Source organism: Denitrificimonas caeni (assembly GCF_905120345.1).
Lineage (GTDB): Bacteria > Pseudomonadota > Gammaproteobacteria > Pseudomonadales > Pseudomonadaceae > Denitrificimonas > Denitrificimonas caeni_A.
This window is the reverse complement of sequence record NZ_CAJHOA010000003.1, coordinates 158,250-183,400: the sequence shown is the minus strand read 5'-3', so window position 1 is coordinate 183,400 and position 25,151 is coordinate 158,250. Positions and strand designations below refer to the sequence as shown.

Here is a 25,151-nt window from a genome sequence, read left to right as displayed (position 1 = left end):
CATCTCCATATTAAAGCTGCGCAGCTAAGGCTGCTGCAAATGCTTCAGGGGTCTCTAAATTATAGGTGTTTACGCCTTTAATACAGCGCTTATTGAGGCCAGATAAGACTTTACCTGGACCACACTCAACGACATCAGTAACACCCTGCGCAGCTAAACACACCATCGACTCGACCCAGCGCACAGGACTGTACAATTGAGCCAAGAGATTTTGTTCTAAAACGGCCAAATCAGTCACGACTTCAGCACTGACATTTTGTACTAGAGCAATTTTTGGCTGCTGCCATTTAATTGCGGCTAAAGAGGCTGCAAACTGCTGCGCAGCAGGCTGCATCAAAGCACAATGTGAAGGAACGCTCACCGGTAAGGCAATCGCTCGCTTAGCTCCACGTGCTTTACACGCCTCAATCGCACGCTCAACTGCAGCCGCCGCACCAGCAATAACAACCTGACCGGGCGCATTAAAATTAACCGCGCTAACCACTTCGCCTTGCGCCGCCTCTGCACAGGCAGCCTGCACATCAGCATCATCCAAACCTAAAACAGCCGCCATACCACCTGTACCAGCAGGCACTGCTTCTTGCATTAATTGACCGCGGCGCTCAACTAAGCGCACTGCATCGGCTAAAGACAAGCTACCAGCGGCGACGAGAGCGGAGTACTCACCTAAACTGTGCCCTGCAACATACGCAGGCTGCGCCGCTGATTTTGCTAGCCACAAACGCCACAACGCAATCGACGCGGTTAAAATAGCGGGCTGAGTTTTATCAGTTTGATTCAATACATCGGCTGGGCCTTGCTGACTTAACGCCCAGAGGTCATAACCTAAAGCAGTGGATGCTTCAGCAAAGGTATCAAGCACAATTGACTCTGCAGCACCAATGTCTGCCAACATGCCAACGACTTGAGAGCCTTGGCCAGGGAATACAAACGCAAGAGAAGCCTTCATAACTATCATTACCTGTCATTCAACAAAGGAAGTTTGCCACGCATAGGAAGCGAATAACAAACCGACTATTGGATGATAAGCCTTATCCATCCGTCACACTTTAGCTACATTCTAGCTGATTTACTCTGTACTTAAACGCCGTTTAATCCTTGCAAGTGCACCTGCAAGCGTTGTGCTAAACGTCCTTGCGCAGCAACATAGGCAACGCTAATAGCAGCCTGAAATGCTTCTTGCGAGGCATTGCCATGGCTTTTCACCACGACACCGTCCACACCTAGCAAGCAGGCGCCATTATAACGCTCTGGCGCCAGCTCTGAACGCAAGACCTTTAACAAGGGTGCCGCCAACCACGCCAATAACCATGCACGAGGACCTCGGCCTAAGCGCTGTTTAATCCGCGCGGCAATCATCGTAGCTAAACCTTCACTGGATTTAAGCAAGACATTGCCAACAAAACCATCGCAGACCACCACATCAGCATCACCGCGAAAAACACCATCACCTTCCACGTAGCCAATATAGTTGATATGCGGCATCGCCTGTAACTCTGCAGCAGCCAGCTTAACCTGTTGATTGCCTTTATTGGCTTCACTACCGACATTAAGCAACGCAACACGCGGGTGATCAATACCTTGAATCTGCACCGCAGCTGAGCCCATTAAAGCGAATTGTACTAATTGCTGCGCACTGACATCGACATTAGCACCTAAATCCAGCAAATGTGTTTCGCCGATCAAGGTCGGCAAAGCTGTCATAATGGCGGGTCGATCAATATTCGCTAAAGGTTTCAGTATATGCTTAGCCAACGCCATTAAAGCGCCGGTATTACCAGCACTGACACACGCTTGCACCTGTTTATCGCGCAATAATTGCAAAGCAATACGCATGGATGAGTCGGGCTTATGGCGCAAGGCATGCGCAGGCAGATCAGTCATGGAAATACTTTCACTGGCGTGCTGTACTGTCAGCCGCGAACGATCCACTGGAGAACACTGAGCCAGAACAGACTCAATGAGGGTCGAGTCTCCCACCAACACTAAACGCAGGCTAGGATGCTCTATTAAACTTTTTATACACGCAGAAACAACAAGACGGGGACCATAGTCCCCGCCCATTGCATCAACCGCTATCGCTGAACCTATCAAGGTTTACTCAGCAGAATCCTTCGCGATCACCTGACGACCACGATAAACACCTTCTGGTGATACGTGGTGACGTAAACGCATTTCGCCAGTGCTTTGCTCTACAGTCAAAGTGCTTGCGGTTAGTGCGTCGTGTGAACGGCGCATGTCACGTGCGGAACGGGATTTCTTGCTTTTCTGAACAGCCATAATTATTAACTCCTAAACGTTTGGGTCACGCTTTAATTGCGCCAATACACTGAATGGGTTGGACCTTTTAACCGCATTCTTGCTCGTCTCGGACTCGATGAGTCCAGCCGGTTGCTGGCATTCTTCAGGCGGGTGCATCGGGACAATGGGCAAAGCGAGTAATAACTCATCCTCAATCAATGCCAATACATCCAAAGGCTCTTCACCTACTTCAAGTACGTCATACCCTTGCGGGAAGTGTGCTTCTTCTGTGCCAGGTACAACAATGGCATATAGATACTCACCACTGACAGGTATGACCGCTTCATCCAAGCAACGCTGGCAAATCATCCTAACCTCCGATTCAAGCTTAAGTTGCATTACTGCTACTTTCTGCTCGTCGCGGCTAAACTCAAACGCTACCCGAACAAGTCCGGAAGTGTCTGTCAGCAATTCGCAGACCCTAGAAAAATCAGATAGAGGAACGTCACCGGTTAAGGTGATACCACGATCTGCAAGTTTTCGCGGATCAACGTGAGGAGGAATCGGTGCATTTATCATAGGCGCGATATTCTATGGATAGACTTGGCAACTGTCAAAGGATATTGTCCTTTAGCTCAATCAATCATTGCCTAGCTCATAAAAGGTTGGGAACATTGAACCGCACAGCGCAGCAAAGTAAATATTGTTTCTACGCTGATGTATTATATGCCAAACTCAATCTATAGAAATTATTTTATAAGGTCTTATGTCCACTCTGTTTTCTAGTCTATTGGCTGCATTTTTTTATGGCGCGACCTGTTTATACTTGGTGAACTGCTTATGGCGGCGCGCGCCCTTTAATAAGGTACTGGTGACCAGCCTGACCTTAATTGGCTTTGCTGCGCACGGTATACATCTATTTACCCTGCTACTGTCAGAGCAAGGCCTAGTTTTAAGCCTATTTAATGCATCCAGCTTAATCGCCTTTTCCATTATTGGCTTAGTCCTACTGTGCTTAACCCGCATGCCAGTACACATACTGTTATTACCGCTACTCAGTTTAGGCGCAACCACTGTTATCTGCTCACAGTTTTTACCGCAAGGTCATCTGCAGCCGATCAATGAAGCGCCGGGCATCTTGGCCCATATTCTATTTTCCATCCTAGCCTACGGCATGATCACCATTGCTGTATTTCAGTCAATGATCCTCCTCATTCAAGACCAACAGTTGCGCAAGCGCCCTGTCTCCACCTTAATTAAGCACTTCCCGCCACTGCAAAGCATGGAAAGCCTCTTGTTTGGCTTCTTATGGGCTGGCTGGTTACTACTGTCCTTGTCACTGGTGACGGGCTGGATGTTCCTTGATAGCTTATTCGCTCAACATTTGGTCCACAAAACCTTGCTATCGTGCATCGCTTGGCTGGTTTTTGGCATCCTCTTATGGGGTCGCTATCAGCTTGGCTGGCGCGGACATAAAGCCATTCGCTGGACAATAGCCGGCTTTTTCCTATTGATGCTGGCCTACTTTGGCAGCAAATTAGTCCGTGAATTTATTTTAGTTATTTGAGGCTCTTTGCTTGTGGACGATATGCACATCAGCTATCTATTAGGCCTGCTGTTCTTTCTGATTATTTGTTCTGCGTTTTTCTCCAGCTCGGAAACGGGCCTATTAACCTTAAATCGCTACAGACTGCGCCACCTGAGCCGCGAAGGAAACCGTAGCGCACAACGCGCACAACAACTCCTCAGCACGCCAGATCGCTTACTGGGTACGATTTTAGTCGGCAATAATGTGGTAAATATTCTCGCCGCATCCATCGCCACAGTTATCGCAGTAGAACTGTGGGGGGATGCTGGCGTAGTCATAGCCACCACAGCCCTGACCATTGTGATTCTAATTTTCGGTGAAATCACCCCGAAAACACTCGCTGCTTTGCGCCCGGAGCTGATTGCCTTCCCCGCTAGCCGAGTAATTCTGCTATTGATGACACCGCTATACCCCATTGTCTGGCTGACAGGCGCCATCAGTAATGGCTTACTGCGCTTATTTGGCATTGATACGCGCCACCATTCATCTGAAAGTCTATCGACAGAAGAGTTACGCAGCGTAGTGCGCGAAGCAGGTCAAGAGTTACCCGGCAATCGCCAAGATATGCTGCTCGGCATCCTTGACCTGGAAAATGTCACAGTCAATGACATTATGATTCCGCGTAATGAAGTATTCGGCATTGACCTCAATAGCAACTTAGATCAAATCATTTGGCAACTGCGTACCACTACGCATACACGCTTGCCGCTGTATCGTGAGAATATCAACCAGATTATTGGCGTGATTCATATGCGCCAAATTGCTCGTTTACTGACCCTTAACAAGCTCACTCATGATGACCTACAAGAAGCCTGCAGCGATCCGTATTTTGTACCGGAAAGCACACCGCTTTCTACCCAGCTACTCAACTTCCAAAAACATAAACGTCGTATCGGCATTGTGGTGGATGAGTACGGCGACGTAGAAGGCATTGTGACCTTGGAAGATATTCTTGAAGAGATTGTTGGCGAGTTTAGCGATCATGACAGACGCGCAACTCCAGAAATCCGTCAACTCAGTGACGGCAGCTACACCATTGATGGTGCAGCCTATATTCGTGATATCAATAAAGCGCTGGAGTGGGAATTACCCAGCGATGGACCAAAAACTCTAAACGGTTTAATCACCGAGATTCTCGAGTTTATTCCGGAAGGCGCCGTCTGCATCCAGGCCGGCCCCTACTATTTAGAAACTCTAGAGATCAAAGATAACCGGGTCAGTCGCGCACGCTTATGGAGCAGCGAGTAACCCAGTGACTTCTACTCTCGCTATTACAACTCAACGTTGATGTTACGCACCACCCGCAACGCTTTTTCACGCGCAGCGTCAACAGTTGAGGCCTGCGCTAAAGCAACACCCATACGGCGCTCACCTTCCACGGCGGGCTTACCAAATAAGCGTAGTGCAGTATCCGGCTCTTGTAAGGCGTGCGCCAAACCAGCAAAGCCTGTTTGCGTGGAATGCCCTTTAACCAAAATCACCGCTGACGCAGTCGCGCCCATTTGTCGAATCGCCGGAATCGGCAAACCTAAAATAGCCCGCGCATGTAGAGCAAACTCAGATAAATCTTGCGACATCAAGGTCACTAAACCCGTGTCGTGCGGACGTGGCGATACTTCACTGAACCAGACCTGATCACCTTTTACAAACAGCTCAACACCAAACACACCACGTCCGCCTAAGGCATCCGTAATGCTTTGTGCGATACGTTGCGCCTCAGCTAACGCAGTAGCACTCATGACCTGCGGCTGCCACGACTCAACGTAATCACCACGCTCTTGCAAATGACCAATCGGCTGGCAAAAACTGCTGCCATCAATATGACGCACCGTCAGCAAGGTGATCTCATAATCAAAATCAATAAAGCCTTCAACAATCACCCGCCCTGCACCGGTGCGCCCACCCTCTTGGGCAATCCGCCAAGAAGACTCTAAATCGGCCGCACTGCGCAACACGCTCTGTCCTTTGCCAGACGAACTCATCAACGGCTTAACCACACACGGATAGCCGACCTGCTCGACACCTGCACAATATTCAGCGTAATTATCAGCAAAGCAATAGGGTGAAGTCGGCAGCGCCAGCTCTTCCGCCGCAAGACGACGAATACCTTCACGATCCATGGTCAACTGTGCAGCACGTGCAGTTGGGATCACCGTAAAGCCTTCAGCCTCTAAAGCCACTAGAGTGGCAGTCGCAATCGCTTCAATCTCAGGGACGATATAGTGCGGCTGCTCCAACTCAATCACCGCACGTAAGGCGGCATCATCAAGCATATTAATCACGTGACTGCGATGCGCCACTTGCATCGCGGGAGCATTAGCGTAGCGATCAACCGCGATCACTTCAACACCAAAGCGTTGCAACTCAATGGCAACTTCTTTACCCAACTCACCTGAGCCACAAAGTAAAACACGCACTGCACTAGCAGAGAGCGGCGTTCCTATACGGGGCATTGCATATCCTCATTGATTAATTCAGTAAACCTTGCTGGCGAGCGCGCCGCTCAATTTGCTCAAGCACTTCGCGGCGTTGCTGATTGCTCATAGTGCCCCAGCGACTGATCTCCTCGCCGCTGCGCTGACAGCCCATGCAAATATCATTGATATCTAATGCGCATAGGCTAATGCAGGGCGACTTGATCGGTTTCTCACGCGGCTTAGGGGGTATCGTCATTATCGACCTGTAACTCTTTGGCATAACGCTGAGCATTATGCACATAATGCAACGCATTGGCTTCTAGCATACTTCTTTGCTGCTCAGTCAGCTCGCGCACGACCTTACCGGGTGAGCCCATCACCAAACTGCCATCAGGAATTTCTTTGCCTTCAGGGATCAAGCTGTTGGCACCAATAATGCAATGCTTACCAATTTTGGCACCATTAAGAATCACTGCACCAATTCCAATTAAGCTATGGTCACCCACCGTGCAGCCGTGCAACATCGCATTATGGCCGACAGTAACACCCTTACCTAAGGTCAATGGCCAACCCATATCGGTGTGCATTACTGTGCCATCTTGAACATTGCTGTTCTCACCAATATGGATTAATTCATTATCGCCACGTAATACGGCACTAAACCAAACGCTGGCTCCAGCATCCAAACGCACTTTACCAATCACTGCGGCAGTAGGCGCAATCCAACTCTCTGGATGAGCATCAACTCGACTATCAGCTAAACGGTATTTCATCAGTCATTCCTTTTATAGTTGTTATTTAGAGCTCTTTTTTACGCAACTGCGGCGGCTCAAACAAGTCAATCTGCGTGTCGTAGACCAGATTCACCAACTCGACCACCATTACCGCGGTCAACCCCCAGATCTTATAGTCTCCAAACTGATAGCTCGGCACATACCAAGTCTGGCCCAAATAATCGATACGGTGAGTATAGTCACGCGGGTCTGTAGTAAAAAACTCGAGCGGCACTGAGAACACTGAAGCAATCTCGCCAGCATTCGCTTGATATTCAAGACGATCCGGAACAAAACCAACATAGGGTGTGACTTTAATACCATGGCGCGAAACCAACTCACTCAAGGGTCCCACCACTTCAACCAAGTCTGGCGCTAAACCGACTTCTTCTTGCGCTTCGCGCAAAGCGGTACGAATCAAATCATAATCTTCAGGATCACGACGACCACCAGGAAAAGCGACCTCACCACCATGCGTCGACAGATTCTGTGCTCGCAAAGTTAATACCAACTCTGGATTTTCAGAGCGGGTCAGCGGCATCAGTACTGCTGCTTCGCGCGCATACGGCGGCAACAGCAAAGGGCGCGGAGAGTAACTCTGTATACGTTGTGCAACATTATTTAACATAGGTATGCTCTACACCTCGATGACTATTCATCATGCCAGAACCCTGCGCTGCACCCAAGTGACTTATCCACTGCTAGACCAAAAGTATGCGTTTAATATATCGCGAACAGATCGCAAGTCACAGATAAAGCCATTAGAATAGCTGCCGCACGTACTCAGCCTAGACCCGCTGTAGCTTTAGGTATATTTCGGAATATTTTTTATGCGTACTTTACTTATTGCCCTGTTGTTCGCGTTACCTATTCTGACCCACGCCAACTCAGCCAACAGCACGACTGCACCTCATATTGACAAGGTTCTGGTGGTTAAATCTGAGCGCACTTTGCATTTAATGCATCGCGGTACAGTGGTAAAGTCCTATCGTGTATCTCTGGGTAAAAAACCGGGCCCCAAACAATACGAGGGCGACCAACGCACTCCTGAAGGTTTGTATTGGATTAACTGGCGCAAGCACAGTAATAATTTTAATTTATCCATGCATATTTCCTATCCAAACGCCAATGACCTTAAACGCTCGGAAGAAACCGGCTTACCACCCGGCAGTATGATTATGCTGCACGGCACACCTAACGACGAAGAGTATCCAGAATGGTTTTTTAGCACCTTAGATTGGACCGAAGGCTGTATCGCTTTAACCAATCCTGATATGCAGGAAGTCTGGAGCAGCGTAAAAGACGGCACTTTAATTGAGATTCGCCCTTAAAGAGCAAAAGCATGATTGGCGCATGCCGTACTGTGTTAATGCCGCTCTTCCCTCAATGCGCCTTCCTGGTGCAATTCGGCGTAGCGCCAGAGCTGAACCTCGGACGGGTTCATCGACGGAGAAACACCTACCCCGAAGCACGACATGTACAACAGCAAACAACAAACACATCATCCAGATAGCACAACGCCGCTGACTGGCAGCGGCGTTGTGGCTGTTAGCAAGCTGACTTAGTCAACCCAAACACGAGCATTGCGGAACATACGTAACCATGCACCATCGTCTTGCCACTCATCTGGGTGCCAAGAGTTTTGTACTGTACGGAATAAACGCTCAGGGTGCGGCATCATAATAGTCACACGGCCATCACGGTTGGTTAAACCGGTAATACCCTTTGGCGAACTATTTGGGTTAGCTGGATAACGCTCCGTCACTTTGCCGTAATTATCAACATAGCGCAGACTCACACAACCCGATACATCCGAATCCAGCAAAGCATCTTGACTGGCATACTCGGCATGCCCTTCACCGTGCGCAACCACTACCGGCATGCGCGAACCTGCCATACCTTGTAAGAAAATCGACGCTGATTGCTGCACTTCAACCATCGCCACACGGGCTTCAAACTGCTCAGAATGGTTACGCACAAAACGCGGCCAGAACTCTGAACCTGGAATCAGCTCATTAAGGTTGGAGAGCATCTGGCAACCGTTGCATACACCTAAAGTGAAACTGTCGTCACGAGCAAAGAACGCTGAGAACGCATCACGAGCACGGCTGTTAAACAGAATAGACTTAGCCCAACCTTCACCGGCACCTAATACGTCACCATAAGAGAAGCCACCGCAAGCGACTAAACCTTTGAAGGTTTCCAGATCAACGCGTCCGGCCAACACATCACTCATGTGCACGTCGACAGCAGTGAAACCGGCGCGATCAAAGGCTGCAGCCATTTCCACATGACCGTTAACACCCTGCTCACGCAGTACAGCAACACGTGGACGCAAGCCCTTTTTGATATAGGGTGCGCTGATATCAGCATTAATATCAAAGGTCAACTTGGTGGATAAACCTGGGTCTTCCTGATCCAGCAACGCCTCAAATTCCTGCTCGGCACATTCAGCGTTATCACGCAGACGCTGAATCTGATAACTGGTTTCAGTCCAAGTACGTTGCAGCAAGCGACGCTCACCGCTAAAGACACTCTGGCCAGCGAGGCTGACTTTCACTGCATCACCAGCAACTGGGCGACCAATAACGCTCACACACTCAGCTAAACCGGCTTGCGTAAAGGCAGCCACAACAGCATCAAGATTACTGCTTAGCACTTGCACCACAGCACCCAACTCTTCACAGAGTAAGGTCGCATTGACTTGCTCAACCGTGATATTCAACGCATCAAGGTTGATATCTAAACCACAGTGACCGGCAAAAGCCATTTCCAATACTGTAGTGAACAAGCCACCATCAGAACGATCATGGTAGGCCAATAAACACTGTTGAGCATTGAGACTTTGAATCGTAGCAAAGAAGGCTTTGAGGTCTTCAGCACTGTCGACATCGGGCGTCTGCTGACCAATCTGACTGTAGACCTGGGCAAAAATCGACGCGCCTAAACGATTTTGACCGCGGCCCAAATCAATCAACACTAATGCACTATCACCTTTATCTAGGCGCAATTGCGGAGTTAGCGTTTGACGGATATCTGGCACTGGCGCAAAACCGGTGATCACCAGCGACAGCGGTGAAGTGACTGATTTATCAACACCTTCATCCTGCCAGCTGGTTTTCATCGACATTGAGTCTTTACCCACTGGGATAGTAATCCCCAGCGCAGGACACAACTCCATACCGACCGCTTGCACGGTGTCATACAGTCGTGCATCTTCACCTGGGTGACCGGTTGCGGCCATCCAGTTGGCTGATAAGCGAATATCAGAAATTTTGTTAATACGTGCAGCTGCCAGGTTAGTCACCGCCTCACCCACTGCCATCCGACCCGATGCAGGCGCATCTAAGACGGCAAGCGGCGTACGCTCACCCATCGCCATGGCTTCACCAACATACGCATCAAAGCTGCTCGCGGTAACTGCACAATCCGCCACTGGCACTTGCCATGGACCAACAAACTGATCACGGGCGACCAAGCCAGTAACACTGCGGTCACCGATAGTGATTAAGAAGCTTTTGCTACCCACGGCTGGGTGGCGCAAAATACGATCCGTTGCTTCTTTTAAGCTGTACTGCGCATCAGCAAAACCATCAGCCAGCTCTTCTTCACGCGTCACTGTACGGTGCATGCGTGGCGGCTTGCCGAGCAAGACTTCAAGCGGCATATCCACTGGATTATTACCGAAGTGGCTATCAGCGACGGTGAGATGACGCTCTTCAGTCGCCTCACCGACTACCGCATAAGGGCAACGCTCACGCTCACAAATCGCCGCGAAACGCTCTAAATTCTCTGGCTTGACCGCCATCACATAGCGCTCTTGCGACTCATTACACCAAATTTCCAGCGGGCTCATGCCTGGCTCGTCATTAGGAATATTGCGCAAGTTAAAGATACCGCCACGGCCTGCATCATTGACTAACTCAGGAAAGGCGTTGGATAAACCACCAGCACCGACGTCATGAATAAAGCTAATCGGGTTATCGGCACCCAACTGCCAGCAACGGTCAATCACTTCTTGGCAACGACGCTCCATTTCTGGATTTTCGCGCTGCACTGAAGCAAAGTCTAAGTCAGCTGATGAAGTACCTGTGGTCATCGATGATGCTGCGCCGCCACCCAAACCAATCAACATGGCGGGGCCGCCCAGTACGATTAATTTACTGCCGACGGCAATATCATCTTTCTGCACGTGCTCGGCGCGGATATTACCGAGTCCGCCCGCCAACATAATCGGCTTATGGTAACCACGAACTTCTTCACCACGTGGCGTGGTAATGGATTGCTCAAAGGTACGGAAATAACCAGTAATAGCCGGACGACCAAACTCATTATTAAACGCCGCGCCACCGAGCGGGCCTTCAAGCATGATATCCAGAGCAGTGACAATGCGCTCCGGCTTGCCGTACGGGACTTCCCACGGTTGGATGTAGCCTGGAATATTGAGGTTAGAGACAGTAAAACCAGTTAAACCCGCTTTCGGTTTAGAACCGCGACCCGTAGCACCTTCGTCACGAATCTCACCGCCGGAACCGGTTGAAGCACCTGGGAACGGCGCAATCGCAGTGGGGTGGTTATGGGTTTCAACTTTCATCAAGATATGAATCGGCTCTTGATGCGCAGCATATTCACCCGTCACTGAATCGGGGAAGAAACGTCCAGCAGTAAAGCCTTCAATCACTGAAGCATTATCGCTATAGGCTGATAACACACCTTCACTGTTCATTTGGAAGGTGTTTTTAATCATCGCAAATAAAGATTTCTCTTGCGCTTGGCCATCAACATCCCAACTAGCATTAAAGATCTTATGCCGACAATGCTCAGAGTTCGCTTGAGCAAACATCATTAACTCAATGTCATGTGGATTGCGGCCCAGTTTTTTGAAGTTACTGACTAAGTATTCAATTTCGTCTTCAGCCAGCGCCAAGCCCAATTCACGGTTAGCCTTCTCAAGGCTTTCGATACCACCTTGCAGCACATCAACCACCGCTAATGGACGCGGTTGTGCATGACTAAACAAAGCTGAGGCTTCTTCCATCGCGCCCAAGACCAACTGAGTCATACGGTCATGTAACGTAGCTGCGATCAACTGTGTTTCAGCATCGCTGTAATCACCGCTAATGTAATACGCCATGCCGCGCTCAATGCGCTGTACTTTGGCCAGACCACAGTTTTTAGCGATATCAGTCGCTTTACTGGACCACGGCGAAATAGTGCCAAAACGTGGCACCACTAAAAACAGGCGTCCGCTTGGCTCTTGGCTTGGCACACTCGGGCCGTACTTCAGCAAACGGCTAAGGACTTGGCCTTCTTCACTGCTTAGCGCAGCTGAAACCTCAACAAAATGAGCAAACTCAGCGTACAAACCGCTGACAGAGGGAACCTTCTGACGTAATTGTTCAAAAAGTTTCTCGTGGCGAAAAGCAGAAAGGGCAGGAGCGCCGCGCAAGATCAGCATCGTCGTGACAGCCTCGAAAAAGTTGTATTAAATGGGCGGATATTCTAGTCCGCATAGCAACAAATAACCATCCAAATCTGCCGTTTAGACATTTATTGCAACACACGCAAACTTGTTTGAGAACAACGGTCAGCGCTCGCAACTGCTTTTCTTTGCTGGAGTAACCTGCATTTGCGTATACTGCGCCCATGCATTCACTGACACTCGCCCCCATTCGCTGTCTTCTGCTGAGCTGCGCAGCTAGCTTGCTTATTGCGCTAAACGGTTGCGGCAAACCACCAACAACTCTTGAGCGTATTCAAGAGCAGGGAACCTTGCATGTTATTACCCGTAATAGCCCCTCCACCTATTTCCGAGACCGCAATGGTGATACCGGTTTTGAGTATGAGCTGGTTAGACACTTTGCTAAGCAACTTGGCGTCGAGTTAAAGATTGATACAGCTGACAATATCGATCAGCTGTTTAGTAGCCTAGGCACTGAAAACGGTCCTGTCCTCGCCGCCGCCGGCTTAGTTTCGAGTCCTGAGCGTTTAACCACTGCGCGTTTTTCCGATCCCTACTTAGACGTTTCATCACAAATTATTTACCACCAAAAGAATCCGCGCCCCAAACAAGCAAAGGATCTTATTGGGAAAAGCGTGCTGGCTCTTAAAGGCAGCATTCACGAAGACAACCTAAAAACTCTAAAAAAAGACTATCCAGAACTGGACTACGCTGTCTCTGATCAAGTCGAGAGTGTTGACTTGCTGCGTATGGTCGACGAGCAACAGATCGACCTGACTCTAGTCAACTCCAACCAAGTCGCCATGAACCAAGTGTACTTTCCCAATATCCGCGTGGGTTTTACCTTACAAAGTCACCATCAACTGAGTTGGGCGGTGGCCGCTGGCGATGACGTCAGCCTACTCAATGAAATTAATCGTTTTCTAGACAGCGCTAAACAATCGGGGCTATTGCAGCGTCTGACCGAGCGTTATTACGGGCACGTCGACACCCTCGGTTATGTAGGCGCCTATGCCTTTGCTCGGCACTTGCAACAACGTCTACCCAACTATGAAACAGCCTTCCGTGATGCGGCCAAAGAGCATGCTGTGGACTGGCGTTTACTGGCGGCAATGGGCTACCAAGAATCGCACTGGCTGCCGACCGCCACCTCAAAAACTGGTGTGCGCGGCTTAATGATGCTGACCCAACGTACCGCACAAGCCATGGGCGTCAAAGATCGTCTCAACCCCAAACAAAGCATCCAAGGCGGCGCACGTTACATTGCTTTATTGATCTCACAACTCCCCGAGAGTATTTATCCAGCCGACCGCATCTGGTTTGCTCTCGCCGCCTATAACGTTGGCATGGGTCACCTTGACGATGCGCGCAAATTGACCGCAGCTGAAGGGCTCAATCCAAACAAATGGTTGGATGTTAAAACCATACTGCCGCGTTTGGCGCAAAAACAGTGGTACAGCAAAACCCGTTACGGTTATGCGCGCGGCGGTGAACCGGTACATTTCGTCAATAATATCCGACGTTATTACGATATTTTAACCTGGGTGACTCAACCACAAATCGAAGGTACCAACATCATCAGCGGCACCACTCATGTGCCTGGCGTAGAACCGCAGGATAACAACACAGCACCTGCCGATCCGGCCGTTATTCTCCCAAAATAAAAGTTTAGCGCCGCGCTTTAAAAAACGCCCTGAGCATTTGTGCTGACTCCTGCGCCAGCACGCCCCCGTTCATTTCGACATGATGATTCAAAAACGGCTGAGAAAAGAAGCAGCCTTGACTCTCTAACGCACCGGCACGCGGCTCATTAGCGGCAAAGACCACTCGAGCAACGCGCGCATGCACAATTAAACCAGCACACATGTGGCAAGGTTCTAGGGTTACATACAGCGTGGTGTCCGGCAGGCGATAATTTTGCAATTGAATGGAGGCAGCACGGATCGCCTGAACTTCAGCATGCGCACTGGGATCGTTGCTACTAATTGGACTGTTAAAACCACGACCAATAATCTCGCCATCTTGCACCAATACCGCACCCACTGGCACCTCACCCAAAACCGCACCCTGCTCTGCTAAGCGTAACGCTTCACGCATAAACAGCTCATCCTGTATCCGCTGACAATCATGTTCTTGCATCATAGTTCTTCTCTAGATAAGAAAACGGCGAACCACATCGCTGAGGCTCGCCGCTTATAGTTCAGTCATTCAAATCAATTAAAGCTGAATCATTCCATCTACAATAGGGCTCACTTACACAACAGATACCCCCTCATTCCAGAGTTTACCTGCTATGCCCTATCAATCATCTTTTCTTGCCGCTGAATGGATGAAGTGTATACGGATTCTCTCCAGATCGCCGCAGAAAATAAAGCTTCATAAGGCTGATTGAGTCATGAGTACAACCCAGGTCTATGCGAACGCCCACTTAGATAACTGCTCAGACGAACCTCTCCTGCCATCATTTAATTCCTGCTCCTCGCACAGCGATGGCTTCGATCTCAAACATTAATGCTGGCAGTCCGAGCTGACTTACCTCGACGATCGTGTCGGCCGGATAAGGTTTGCTGAAGTAACGCTTACGAAGCTCAACGACTTGCGGAAAATAACTTATATCGGTAAGAAACAAGGTGACTTTGACCACATCCTCTAGCCCTGAATCAGCCGCAGCTAATACATTGGCCAAGCAATCGAAAGCAGCTTCAGCTTGAGCCTGGAAATCGCCTTCGCCAATCAACTGACCCTGATCATTTAGCGCCGCTTGACCTGATACGAACAACCATTCACCCACGGCAATGGCCTGAGATATAGCAAAGGACTCAAAAGGATCAATAGCGGTACGGATTCGTTGCATTTTTTCAGACATAACTCGCACTCCTGACAAGATAGTATTTCAAGCAAGACAGAGCAAGATCTGAGCCAGCGATCAACGGTTATGCTCAAGCGATTGTTTTATATGAGTTTCGCCTCAATACAAGACGGTCATAACCAGCTGTGATGTTTCAGAATGAAAACCTGCCACAACAAATGAAAGAGTCATCACACAGTCACATGGCAAACCAAGAAAACGCAGAATGTAGCCTTCTCAAATGAATTATATAGTCCACATTGGAATACTAGCTCTATTTGACCGTTATTCACAAACAACAAAATATCTTATAAATCAATAACATAGGATAATTATCCTAGCTTGGCATGGTTGCTGCCGTATACATATTTGATACCACGCAACCAGCTAGAACTAGGGAGAGGAAATTCTTATCAGCGAATGTCTCGCTCGACCTGAAGACAGATCTTGCTTAATCAACTCAACAGGCATTAACCCGCTCCATAAGAACGACCTCGTGCCTAGACCTGAAATAGGTTGACGCCTTTTCAGTCAAAACGCCCGATACACTGTATCGGGCGTTTGTATTGCAGCAATTTAGGCATCGATCGGCTGCAAATGCCATAAAAAACACTATGCCCAGTTTTTTATAGGCTGTCCGGCATCGTCTGGAGCGTATCGCCAGCACAGTGAACGGCTAGAGCCAACCTCTTGCGCCTAAGCACCCGCAAGCTCTTACCAGTTCCACTGTCTGTTGTTGATTCATCCCTGTTTAAGCTCATGCCAGCTCAAGAATCAGATCAGCAGCTTTTTCCGCGATCATAATAATCGTCGCACTGGGGTCGCCTGTGGTAATTCTCGGCATCACCGAGCCATCAACCACCCGCAGCCCTTCGATGCCATGCACTTGCAACTTATCGTTCACTACTGCGAGTTCGTCATGGCCCATTTTGCAGGTACCGACTGCCTCATAGTTAACATGACAGGTGTCGCGGAAGAACGTATCAAGATCCTCGTCACTCGTACATTCTGCTCCGGGAAGATACTCTCTACCACGGTAGCGATCATAGGCCGGTTGCGCAAAGATCTTTCGGGCGATTCTAACACCGCGTCGTAGCACGTCTCGATCACGCTCGTCGGCCAAATAATTAGCATCAATGATCGGTTTATCCAGCGGATCAGCTGAACGCAAGCGTAATTGCCCACGGCTTTCTGGTCGTGTCAAAATAACCAGATTGGTCACCCCATGCTCTTTAGCAGGCTCACCTCTGCCAGTAAGTATCGGTACCAGATAGTACTTGAGATCAAGTTCATCATGACCCGGAGCAGCAGAACGCAAATAGGCGATTGCTTCGATGCTGTTGCTGGCCAAAGGGCCGCCACGGGTCAAGAGATAGCGAATACCGGCAGTCACTTTAGCTACATTACTGCTCACCAGTTTGTAATCGGTCACGGGCAAGGGACAGGTCATTTGTACCGAAGTACCGACATGATCATGCAGGTTCTGCCCTACACCTTTTAAGTCGACAACAGGTTCAATCCCGACCGAGCGCAGGTGATCCGCATCACCGATCCCAGATAACATCAGCAACTGCGGTGACTGGAAGGTACCGCCACTGCAGATAACCTCGCGTGTCGCATAGGCCTGCTTAGTTTCGGAGGACTGAAGATATTCGACGCCAACGACGCGTAAACCATCCAGTAGCAACTTAGTGACATGCGCATTCGTCTCAATATGTAGATTTACGCGCCCTTTGATAGGTTTCAAATAGGCCACTGCGGTACTGATCCGACGTCCATTCTTGATAGTGCTGTCACAGGGACCGAAACCCTCGGGTTTCGCGCCATTGTGGTCGTCACTGTAAGGAAAGCCTGCTTGCTGCGCCGCGTCCAGCCACGCTAACTGCGCCAGATTTTTGATCTTCGCCTGAGTCACATGCAGTGGGCCGTTACCACCATGAAACTCAGTCTCACCGTGCTCATAGTTCTCAGCACGCTTAAAGTAAGGCAGCACATCCTTATATGACCAGCCTGAATTACCAAGACTTGCCCACAGATCAAAGATTTCCGGCGCACCACGGCTATAGCACATACCGTTGATCGAACTACTACCGCCCAATACCTTACCGCGTAGGTCATCTAGCACCCGATTATTGAGATGTTTCTGCGGCGCCGTTACATAGTTCCAGCTATTCTTGCCGCTCTGCAGCATCACAAAAAAGCCAGCAGGCATGTGAATCAACGGACTGTTATCTGCACCGCCAGCCTCAAGCAACAAGACCTTGTACTGCGGATCGGCTGAGAGCCGGTTGGCCAGTACACAGCCCGCAGATCCAGCGCCGATAACAATAAAATCATACTCAGCTCGAATTGCCATAATTATTCTTATTTGCCTCGATCAGTTGCTTACCCCTCGCTAAAATAACGAGGGCTACACTGCAGATTTTTAAGTGATCGGGCCGAGGCGCTGACTCCCCAACTGTGCGCTGTAGTTCCAGCTCCGTCTGCCCGCCTCATCCCTGCTGCCCAGCCTAAACGCTGTTTAGGCTCATGCTTCAAGGCTAAAGCATAGTCGTTCGATCAGCTAACCCAAATGGAGTAGTCTCAGCGCAAAATAGCCACGCCTAAAGTCACGATACGACGCTTGCAACGTTGCAGCCAACCAAGCCCTGCAAAAACAAAAAAGCCCATGAGAGCATGGGCTTAAGTGTATTTAAATGTGGGTTAGTACCAGCTAATAACTGACTTGGAATTATTCCCACTCGATCGTTGCGGGCGGCTTGCTTGAGACATCGTAAACCACCCGTGAAATACCCTCGATTTCATTGATGATGCGACCTGAAACAGTTTCCAACAACTCGTAAGGCAAATGTGCCCAACGTGCAGTCATGAAGTCGATGGTTTCTACCGCGCGTAATGACACAACCCACGCATAACGGCGTGCATCACCCACGACACCCACTGATTTAACCGGCAAGAACACCACAAAAGCTTGACTGGTTTTATCGTACCAACCCGCTTTACGCAGTTCTTCGATAAAAATATGATCGGCTTGTCGTAATAAGTCGGCATATTCTTTGGTCACTTCACCCAAGATACGCACACCTAAGCCTGGACCTGGGAATGGATGACGGTAAACCATATCGTGCGGCAGCCCCAGCTCTACACCGAGCTTGCGCACTTCATCCTTAAACAGTTCGCGCAGCGGTTCAACCAGCTGGAACTTCATATCTTCTGGCAAGCCACCCACGTTGTGGTGTGATTTGATCACATGCGCTTTACCATTTTTAATCGCGGCTGATTCAATCACATCAGGGTAAATCGTACCCTGCGCAAGGAAATCAATGCCTTCTAACTTGCTCGCCTCTTCATCAAACACTTCGATAAAGGTGCGACCAATAATTTTGCGCTTAGCTTCTGGATCTGACTCGCCTTTGAGTAAATCTAAATAACGCTGCTCAGCATCCACACGGATGACTTTAACACCCATATTGTCAGCGAACATACGCATCACCTGGTCGCCTTCGTGCAAGCGCAACAAGCCATGGTCAACAAACACGCAAGTCAATTGATCGCCAATCGCTTGGTGCAATAGAGCGGCAACCACTGACGAATCAACACCACCCGACAAGCCAAGTAATACTTTGCGGTCACCAACTTGTGCACGCACATTAGCAATTGCATCTTCGACAATATTAGCCGGTGTCCACAACGCTTCACAGGCACAAATATCCAAGACAAAGCGACTTAGAATCTCGGCACCTTGCGTGGTGTGCGTCACTTCAGGATGGAACTGCACGCCATAGTATTGGCGGGCGACATCAGCCATACCGGCAATCGGGCAGCTGTCAGTACTGGCAATGGTAGTAAAACCTTCTGGCAATACAGTGACTTTGTCGCCATGACTCATCCACACATCAAGACCGCTTGGCGAGGGCGCCGTTGCAGCATCGCGTAAACCATCTAACAAAGCGTTCTCAGCCACCACATTGACCCGCGCAGAACCAAATTCACGCACATTCGAGCCTTGTACTTCGCCACCCAACTGCTGCGCCATGGTTTGCATGCCATAACACACACCTAGCACTGGAATTTGCAGATCAAACACCAACTGTGGCGCACGTGGACTGTCATTGACATGCACCGACTCAGGACCACCGGACAAGATTATTCCGCGCGGATTAAACGCACGAATAACATCTTCACTGACATCATACGGGTGAATTTCGCAGAACACGCCAATACCACGGATACGACGCGCAATCAGCTGAGTGTACTGTGAACCGAAATCTAAAACTAAAATGCGATGGGCATGAATATCTTGAGCAGCCATGGGATAAGTCTCAATAACAGTTTATAAACTTATGAAAGGACAAACCGCCTCAATACGGCGGTTTGTCTAACGAATATGAGTACAGCTTAGCTGACTCGATAGTTCGGTGCTTCTTTAGTGATTTGCACATCATGCACATGGGACTCAGCCATTCCTGCGCCGGTAATACGTACAAACTCAGGCTTAGTACGCATCTCTTCAACAGTGGCACAGCCGGTGTAACCCATTGAAGCACGCAAGCCACCCATCAACTGGTGGACAATCGCTGACATTGAACCTTTATAAGGCACACGACCTTCAATGCCCTCAGGGACAAGCTTCTCAGCACCGCCACTGGTGTCTTGGAAGTAGCGATCGGATGAGCCTTGCGCTTGCGCCATGGCGCCTAACGAGCCCATACCACGGTAGGATTTGTAAGAGCGGCCTTGGAACAATTCAATTTCGCCTGGTGACTCTTCAGTACCGGCAAACATTGAGCCCATCATCACCGAGTCAGCACCTGCCACAATCGCTTTCGATAAGTCGCCAGAGAAGCGAATACCACCATCAGCAATCATCGGCACACCGGTACCTGCAAGCGCTGCAGAGACATTAGCAATCGCTGAAATCTGTGGCACTCCAACACCCGCAACAATACGTGTGGTGCAGATTGAACCTGGACCAATACCGACTTTAACCGCATCAGCACCCGCTTCAACCAAGGCTAAAGCCGCAGCGCCAGTAGCGATATTACCGCCAATCACTTGCACTTCTGGGAAGTTCTGCTTAACCCAACGCACGCGATCCAGCACACCTTTAGAGTGGCCGTGAGCGGTATCAACAACAATCACATCAATACCCGCTGCGGCAAGCGCGGCAACACGCTCAGCAGTATCAGCGCCAGTACCGACTGCGGCACCGACACGTAAACGACCTTGGTTGTCTTTCGAGGCAAAGGGGTAGCTTTTAGCTTTTTCGATGTCGCGGAACGTCACCATGCCACGTAACTGAAACTTGTCATTGACCACCAGCATTTTTTCGATGCGGTGCTCATACAATTTAGTTTTAATCTCTTCGAGTCCGGTACCTTCTTGCACAGTAATCAGCTGTTCTTTCGGCGTCATAATCGCGGCAACAGTGTCACCGGCATTCGGCGTATAACGCAGATCACGACCGGTCACGATACCGACCAACTGGTTACCAGCATCCAGCACTGGAAAGCCTGAAAAGCCCAGTTCATCAGCACGCTTTAGCAAATCAATGATTTTAGTTTGTGACGTCACAGTGACAGGATCATGCACAATCGCAGTTTCATGGCGCTTTACTTTGCGCACTTCAGCTGCTTGCTGTTCAACTGTCATGTTTTTATGAATGATACCGATGCCGCCTTCTTGTGCCATAGCAATGGCCAAACGGGCTTCAGTAACGGTGTCCATTGCTGCAGAGAGCAATGGAATATTGAGTTCAATACCCCGAGTCAAACGGGTTTTTAAACTGACATCTTTGGGTAAGACCTCGGAATAACCGGGGATTAATAATACATCATCAAAGGTCAGAGCTTCTTGGCTGATACGCAGCATATTGCACGCTCCCGAACGGGAAAATTGGAAGCGCGGTATTATACCGCGCAATGTTAGGCTTCTCAACGACTAAACTTGCAAACACACGAAAGCGGCGCTTGCAGGGCGTAATCATTCAATTTCTTTACGTTTATACGGAAAAACATCAATCACTTTGCCTTGGCGAATGGCCTCTTGTAACCCTTGCCAATACGCGGCGGTAAATAAGTCTCCGTGCAACTCTTTAAACAGTTTACGCTGTTTTGGATCGGTGAATAAAAAACGTGGGAATTCTTCTGGAAAAACATCATGCGGGCCCACTGAATACCAGGGTTCGGCTGACATTTCATCTTCTGGAAAACGCGCTTCTGGAATATTTCGGAAGTTTATTTCGGTCAAATAACTGATTTCATCATAATCATAAAACACCACGCGACCATGTCGAGTGACGCCAAAGTTTTTCAGTAGCATGTCGCCGGGGAAAATATTTGCTGCTGCTAACTGTTTAATGGCCAACCCGTACTCTTCCAAAGCATCGCTGATCTGCTGCTCATTGGCGTTATCTAAATAAATATTCAGCGGAATCATACGCCGCTCAGTCCAGCAGTGACGCACTAAAACCTCATCGCCCTGCACCTCCACTGTAGAGGCAGCCACCTCTAGCAGCTCACGCAAGCATTCAGGATCAAATTTAGCTAAGGGAAAACGGAAATCAGCAAACTCTTGGGTATCCGCCAAGCGTCCAACACGATCGACATATTTCACCATCCGATAGCGATCAATCACGGTGTCTCGAGTCACGCTTTTGGACGGTGAAAAACGGTCTTTAATAATCTTAAATACCGTATTAAAACCGGGCAAAGTAAAGACGCTCATTACCATCCCACGCACCCCAGCAGCCATCACAAACTGATCATCAGTGCTATCTAGATGATCAATCAGGGCCCGGTAGAACTCTGATTTACCTTGCTTATAAAAGCCAATCGAGGTGTACAGCTCTGAAATATGTTTACGCGGCAAAATACGCCGTAAGAAACTAATAAACTCAGCAGGATAGGCCACTCGTACCATAAAATAGGAACGGGTAAAGGAGAAGATAATCGAAACCTCGGCTTCATCAATAATCGCCGCATCCATACGAATACCCTGCCCTTCGCGGTGCAGCATAGGCATCACCAATGGCCACTGCTCATCTTGAGTAAAGACCCGCCCGACCAAATACGCGCCCTTGTTGCGATATAAACGGGAGCTGTACAGTTCAATACAAAGCTCGGGATCTTTACAGACCCAATCTGGCAGGCTGGCGCGCAATTGCGTCTCAAGACGCTGCAAGTCACGCTCTTGATTCTCGTAGGGCACAGCGAAGCGATAGTCTTCACTGATTTGTCGCAAAGACGCAGCCAGATCACCCTGTGGCCGGTAGGTACGAATCTGCATAGGGGCGTCATTACTGCGTAGCTCAGGTCGAGTACTGTGCACAAACATGCACTTATCACTGATTAAATCATGACTGAATAAGCTATTAAAAATTGAGTTAAACCAGGTTTCGGAAAGCTCATCATCAAGGCGCAAATCAATTTGACCGATATACGATTCTTTAATCTCTGGCCAACATCCAATGTTAAGCAACACGTCATCGCCATACTGTTCACGTAAGAACGTTTGGGTCTGCTCGACACAGACTTTATACAGCTGAATACGCTCAGCTGAAGCATCCTGAATGTCTTGCCATAAAGCTTTTTCAAAACGCTCACGGCCTAAATTAGTGATTTTACGAAATTGCTCTCGATAGTCATCAAACCCATCTAAAATTTGTCGTGCTATAGCAACAGCCGGACAATCAATCGCCATCAGTCATACTCCATCAATAGATATACGGCATAACTGTAAACCGTCTGCCGTATGCATCAGCTAATAACCCTTATTACCTTATTGCGCCAGCTCTTGCTCAGTAAACAGATCATCAAATAACATGCTCGACAAATAGCGCTCACCCGAATCCGGCAGAATCACGACAATGGTTTTGCCTTGCATATTAGGGTGCTCCGCCAAGCGTACTGCGACAGCCATCGCCGCGCCACAAGATAGGCCACACAAAATACCCTCTTCACGCATCAAGCGCAGTGCCATTTGCTTAGCTTCGTCATCGGTGACCAGCTCGACCTGATCAAGCATACTTAAATCAAGATTCTTAGGTACAAAACCTGCGCCAATACCTTGAATTTTATGCGGCGCGGGTGCAACTTCCTGCCCGGCTAAGACTTGGCTAATCACTGGCGAGTTGGTTGGCTCGACACCGACTGAAAGAATAGGCTTACCACAGGTGTTTTTAATATAACGCGAAACACCGGTCAACGTACCACCAGTACCGATACCACTGACTAAAACATCGACAGCTCCATCGGTATCACGCCAAATTTCTGGGCCGGTGGTTTTCTCATGCACATCCGGATTAGCTGGATTATCGAACTGTTGCAGGACTAAGTACTTTGCCGGATCAGTCGCGGCAATCTCATGTGCTTTGTCAATCGCACCCTTCATACCTTTAGCAGGCTCAGTCAGCACCAACTCTGCACCTAAGGCCTTAAGAATTTTGCGCCGCTCCAAGCTCATTGATGACGGCATCGTTAAGATCAACTTATAGCCACGAGCGGCCGCAACAAAAGCCAAGCCTATACCGGTATTACCAGAGGTGGGTTCAACCATGGTCACACCAGGCTTAAGTAGACCAGATGCTTCAGCAGCCTGCACCATGCTGACGCCAATACGGCACTTCACTGAGCCAGCGGGGTTGCGTGACTCTATTTTAGCAAGAATGGTGACGCCTTTTGGACCCAAGCGATTGATCTGCACTAAAGGTGTGTTACCGACACTCTGGGCGTTATCGACATAAATTCGGCTCATTGGTAATTCCTCAATTAATGATTTTTATTATTACGAGCGTAAAGCCCTGCGCGCCTAGCGTCCAGTCTGATTTACACGAGTCATTGCGCAAATAATGACTCGAAAAGCTCTTCCGTTCACAAATTCAAGGCGAGCAAGGTATAGTAAGCCACCTAATTAGACCCATTTACTCATTTTACTTACAACAATAACGCGCAGGTCGTGCAGAGGTTTGCTATGAAGTTTTCTGGTACTCAATCCTATGTTGCAACAGATGATCTTAAACTGGCGGTCAATGCCGCGATTACCCTAGAAAGACCACTACTGGTCAAGGGTGAGCCCGGCACGGGTAAAACCATGCTAGCCGAGCAGCTAGCGGAATCCTTTGGTGCCCGCTTAATTACTTGGCATATTAAATCGACCACCAAAGCGCATCAAGGTCTCTACGAATATGATGCGGTCAGCCGTTTGCGCGATTCACAGCTCAACGCTGACAAAGTTCATGATGTGCGTAACTACATTAATAAAGGCAAACTGTGGGAAGCCTTTGAGGCAGACGAGCGAGTCGTATTGCTGATTGATGAAATCGACAAGGCTGATATTGAATTCCCCAATGACCTGCTGCAAGAAATCGACAAAATGGAATTTTACGTCTACGAGACCGATGAAACCATTAAGGCCAAACACCGCCCCATTATTATCATTACCTCCAATAATGAAAAAGAGCTGCCGGATGCTTTTTTACGCCGCTGCTTTTTCCACTACATTGCCTTCCCCGATCGTCACACGCTGCAAAAAATCGTCGATGTGCATTACCCCAATATCAGCCAGTCCTTGGTCAGTGAAGCGTTGGATGTGTTTTTTGATGTGCGCAAAGTGCCAGGTCTGAAGAAAAAACCGTCAACCAGCGAATTGGTTGACTGGTTAAAACTGTTAATGGCCGACAATATTGGCGAAGCAGTGCTGCGCGAACGCGATGTCACCAAAGCGATCCCACCATTGGCCGGTGCTTTGGTTAAAAATGAGCAAGATGTGATGCTGCTGGAGCGTTTGGCCTTTATGAGCCGCCGCAACCGCTAACCACATGTGC

21 protein-coding genes are annotated in these 25,151 nt (G+C 49.1%); 5 read left to right on the top strand and 16 right to left on the bottom strand.

From position 1 onward, the window contains the following. Window positions 1-10: 10 nt before the first annotated feature. From fabD to JYJ62_RS06965, 4 genes are all read right to left on the bottom strand, one after another. On the bottom strand, window positions 11-949 hold the full coding sequence (gene fabD / locus JYJ62_RS06980; protein WP_205341493.1) for an ACP S-malonyltransferase: 939 nt from the start codon (window positions 947-949) through the stop codon (window positions 11-13). Between the two features lie 131 nt (window positions 950-1,080). Further along, window positions 1,081-2,094, bottom strand: coding sequence for a phosphate acyltransferase PlsX (plsX, locus tag JYJ62_RS06975; RefSeq protein ID WP_269751402.1), 1,014 nt, complete (start codon window positions 2,092-2,094; stop codon window positions 1,081-1,083). 3 nt (window positions 2,095-2,097) lie between these two features. Then, complete coding sequence (gene rpmF, locus JYJ62_RS06970; RefSeq protein WP_205341492.1) at window positions 2,098-2,280, bottom strand: 50S ribosomal protein L32; 183 nt, start codon at window positions 2,278-2,280, stop codon at window positions 2,098-2,100. A gap of 12 nt (window positions 2,281-2,292) precedes the next feature. Continuing rightward, on the bottom strand, window positions 2,293-2,820 hold the full coding sequence (locus JYJ62_RS06965; RefSeq protein ID WP_205341491.1) for a YceD family protein: 528 nt from the start codon (window positions 2,818-2,820) through the stop codon (window positions 2,293-2,295). A 187-nt stretch (window positions 2,821-3,007) separates the two neighbouring features. On the opposite strand from JYJ62_RS06965, the gene JYJ62_RS06960 reads away from it, so the two are divergent. Next, window positions 3,008-3,808, top strand: a complete 801-nt coding sequence (locus JYJ62_RS06960; protein WP_205341490.1) for a cytochrome C assembly family protein — start codon at window positions 3,008-3,010, stop codon at window positions 3,806-3,808. A 12-nt stretch (window positions 3,809-3,820) separates the two neighbouring features. Beyond that, window positions 3,821-5,077 carry an HlyC/CorC family transporter gene (locus JYJ62_RS06955; protein WP_205341489.1) on the top strand — a complete coding sequence of 419 codons (1,257 nt, stop codon included), beginning with the start codon at window positions 3,821-3,823 and terminating at the stop codon, window positions 5,075-5,077. A 23-nt stretch (window positions 5,078-5,100) separates the two neighbouring features. Here the strand turns inward: JYJ62_RS06955 and purT are convergent, their stop codons facing one another. Genes purT through JYJ62_RS06935 form a run of 4 tightly spaced genes read right to left on the bottom strand, consistent with a single transcriptional unit; the run spans window position 5,101 to window position 7,647 of the window. Then, window positions 5,101-6,282 (bottom strand): formate-dependent phosphoribosylglycinamide formyltransferase, encoded by a 1,182-nt coding sequence (gene purT / locus JYJ62_RS06950; protein ID WP_205341488.1) that lies wholly within the window; start codon window positions 6,280-6,282, stop codon window positions 5,101-5,103. A gap of 16 nt (window positions 6,283-6,298) precedes the next feature. Further along, complete coding sequence (locus tag JYJ62_RS06945; RefSeq protein ID WP_205341487.1) at window positions 6,299-6,502, bottom strand: DUF1289 domain-containing protein; 204 nt, start codon at window positions 6,500-6,502, stop codon at window positions 6,299-6,301. Next, a complete protein-coding gene (locus JYJ62_RS06940; RefSeq protein WP_205341486.1) occupies window positions 6,486-7,019 on the bottom strand; it encodes a gamma carbonic anhydrase family protein in 534 nt (177 codons plus the stop codon). The genes JYJ62_RS06945 and JYJ62_RS06940 overlap by 17 nt, the downstream gene beginning before the upstream one ends. Window positions 7,020-7,044: 25 nt before the next feature. After that, window positions 7,045-7,647, bottom strand: a complete 603-nt coding sequence (locus JYJ62_RS06935; RefSeq protein WP_205341485.1) for a CoA pyrophosphatase — start codon at window positions 7,645-7,647, stop codon at window positions 7,045-7,047. Window positions 7,648-7,849: 202 nt separating this feature from the next. On the opposite strand from JYJ62_RS06935, the gene JYJ62_RS06930 reads away from it, so the two are divergent. Next, on the top strand, window positions 7,850-8,350 hold the full coding sequence (locus tag JYJ62_RS06930; RefSeq protein WP_205341484.1) for a L,D-transpeptidase family protein: 501 nt from the start codon (window positions 7,850-7,852) through the stop codon (window positions 8,348-8,350). A 230-nt stretch (window positions 8,351-8,580) separates the two neighbouring features. On the opposite strand, the gene purL is transcribed toward JYJ62_RS06930, so the two are convergent. Next, entirely contained in the window at window positions 8,581-12,477 is a 3,897-nt protein-coding gene (gene purL, locus JYJ62_RS06925) for a phosphoribosylformylglycinamidine synthase (protein ID WP_205341483.1), read from the bottom strand. A gap of 188 nt (window positions 12,478-12,665) precedes the next feature. On the opposite strand from purL, the gene mltF reads away from it, so the two are divergent. Next, the gene (mltF, locus tag JYJ62_RS06920) at window positions 12,666-14,144 is read left to right on the top strand and encodes a membrane-bound lytic murein transglycosylase MltF (RefSeq protein ID WP_205341482.1); all 1,479 of its coding nucleotides are present in this window, start codon (window positions 12,666-12,668) and stop codon (window positions 14,142-14,144) included. Between the two features lie 4 nt (window positions 14,145-14,148). Here mltF and tadA read toward each other — a convergent pair whose 3' ends face one another. From tadA to cysK, 7 genes are all read right to left on the bottom strand, one after another. Further along, window positions 14,149-14,622 carry a tRNA adenosine(34) deaminase TadA gene (gene tadA, locus JYJ62_RS06915; RefSeq protein WP_205341481.1) on the bottom strand — a complete coding sequence of 158 codons (474 nt, stop codon included), beginning with the start codon at window positions 14,620-14,622 and terminating at the stop codon, window positions 14,149-14,151. A gap of 319 nt (window positions 14,623-14,941) precedes the next feature. Then, window positions 14,942-15,346, bottom strand: a complete 405-nt coding sequence (locus tag JYJ62_RS06910; RefSeq protein WP_205341480.1) for a RidA family protein — start codon at window positions 15,344-15,346, stop codon at window positions 14,942-14,944. Window positions 15,347-16,085: 739 nt separating this feature from the next. Then, window positions 16,086-17,684 carry a GMC family oxidoreductase gene (locus JYJ62_RS06905; RefSeq protein WP_205341479.1) on the bottom strand — a complete coding sequence of 533 codons (1,599 nt, stop codon included), beginning with the start codon at window positions 17,682-17,684 and terminating at the stop codon, window positions 16,086-16,088. 375 nt (window positions 17,685-18,059) lie between these two features. Continuing rightward, entirely contained in the window at window positions 18,060-19,640 is a 1,581-nt protein-coding gene (guaA, locus tag JYJ62_RS06900) for a glutamine-hydrolyzing GMP synthase (protein ID WP_205341478.1), read from the bottom strand. Between the two features lie 86 nt (window positions 19,641-19,726). Further along, on the bottom strand, window positions 19,727-21,199 hold the full coding sequence (gene guaB, locus JYJ62_RS06895) for an IMP dehydrogenase (protein ID WP_205341477.1): 1,473 nt from the start codon (window positions 21,197-21,199) through the stop codon (window positions 19,727-19,729). Window positions 21,200-21,310: 111 nt separating this feature from the next. Further along, window positions 21,311-23,029: a bifunctional isocitrate dehydrogenase kinase/phosphatase gene (gene aceK, locus JYJ62_RS06890; protein WP_205341476.1), complete on the bottom strand. Its 1,719-nt coding sequence runs from the start codon at window positions 23,027-23,029 to the stop codon at window positions 21,311-21,313. 78 nt (window positions 23,030-23,107) lie between these two features. Next, window positions 23,108-24,082, bottom strand: coding sequence for a cysteine synthase A (cysK, locus tag JYJ62_RS06885; protein WP_205341475.1), 975 nt, complete (start codon window positions 24,080-24,082; stop codon window positions 23,108-23,110). A 216-nt stretch (window positions 24,083-24,298) separates the two neighbouring features. On the opposite strand from cysK, the gene JYJ62_RS06880 reads away from it, so the two are divergent. Beyond that, complete coding sequence (locus JYJ62_RS06880; RefSeq protein ID WP_205341474.1) at window positions 24,299-25,141, top strand: AAA family ATPase; 843 nt, start codon at window positions 24,299-24,301, stop codon at window positions 25,139-25,141. Window positions 25,142-25,151: the final 10 nt, after the last annotated feature.

Coding starts and splice junctions, on each gene's coding strand:
- JYJ62_RS06965 (WP_205341491.1), bottom strand. CDS start 2,820: ATGATAAATGCACCGATTCCTCCTCACGTTGATCCGCGAAAACTTGCA.
- guaA (WP_205341478.1), bottom strand. CDS start 19,640: ATGGCTGCTCAAGATATTCATGCCCATCGCATTTTAGTTTTAGATTTC.
- JYJ62_RS06880 (WP_205341474.1), top strand. CDS start 24,299: ATGAAGTTTTCTGGTACTCAATCCTATGTTGCAACAGATGATCTTAAA.
- cysK (WP_205341475.1), bottom strand. CDS start 24,082: ATGAGCCGAATTTATGTCGATAACGCCCAGAGTGTCGGTAACACACCT.
- rpmF (WP_205341492.1), bottom strand. CDS start 2,280: ATGGCTGTTCAGAAAAGCAAGAAATCCCGTTCCGCACGTGACATGCGC.
- JYJ62_RS06945 (WP_205341487.1), bottom strand. CDS start 6,502: ATGACGATACCCCCTAAGCCGCGTGAGAAACCGATCAAGTCGCCCTGC.
- JYJ62_RS06910 (WP_205341480.1), bottom strand. CDS start 15,346: ATGTCTGAAAAAATGCAACGAATCCGTACCGCTATTGATCCTTTTGAG.
- JYJ62_RS06935 (WP_205341485.1), bottom strand. CDS start 7,647: ATGTTAAATAATGTTGCACAACGTATACAGAGTTACTCTCCGCGCCCT.
- purL (WP_205341483.1), bottom strand. CDS start 12,477: ATGCTGATCTTGCGCGGCGCTCCTGCCCTTTCTGCTTTTCGCCACGAG.
- JYJ62_RS06905 (WP_205341479.1), bottom strand. CDS start 17,684: ATGGCAATTCGAGCTGAGTATGATTTTATTGTTATCGGCGCTGGATCT.
- purT (WP_205341488.1), bottom strand. CDS start 6,282: ATGCCCCGTATAGGAACGCCGCTCTCTGCTAGTGCAGTGCGTGTTTTA.
- JYJ62_RS06960 (WP_205341490.1), top strand. CDS start 3,008: ATGTCCACTCTGTTTTCTAGTCTATTGGCTGCATTTTTTTATGGCGCG.
- fabD (WP_205341493.1), bottom strand. CDS start 949: ATGAAGGCTTCTCTTGCGTTTGTATTCCCTGGCCAAGGCTCTCAAGTC.
- mltF (WP_205341482.1), top strand. CDS start 12,666: ATGCATTCACTGACACTCGCCCCCATTCGCTGTCTTCTGCTGAGCTGC.
- tadA (WP_205341481.1), bottom strand. CDS start 14,622: ATGATGCAAGAACATGATTGTCAGCGGATACAGGATGAGCTGTTTATG.
- JYJ62_RS06930 (WP_205341484.1), top strand. CDS start 7,850: ATGCGTACTTTACTTATTGCCCTGTTGTTCGCGTTACCTATTCTGACC.
- JYJ62_RS06940 (WP_205341486.1), bottom strand. CDS start 7,019: ATGAAATACCGTTTAGCTGATAGTCGAGTTGATGCTCATCCAGAGAGT.
- guaB (WP_205341477.1), bottom strand. CDS start 21,199: ATGCTGCGTATCAGCCAAGAAGCTCTGACCTTTGATGATGTATTATTA.
- aceK (WP_205341476.1), bottom strand. CDS start 23,029: ATGGCGATTGATTGTCCGGCTGTTGCTATAGCACGACAAATTTTAGAT.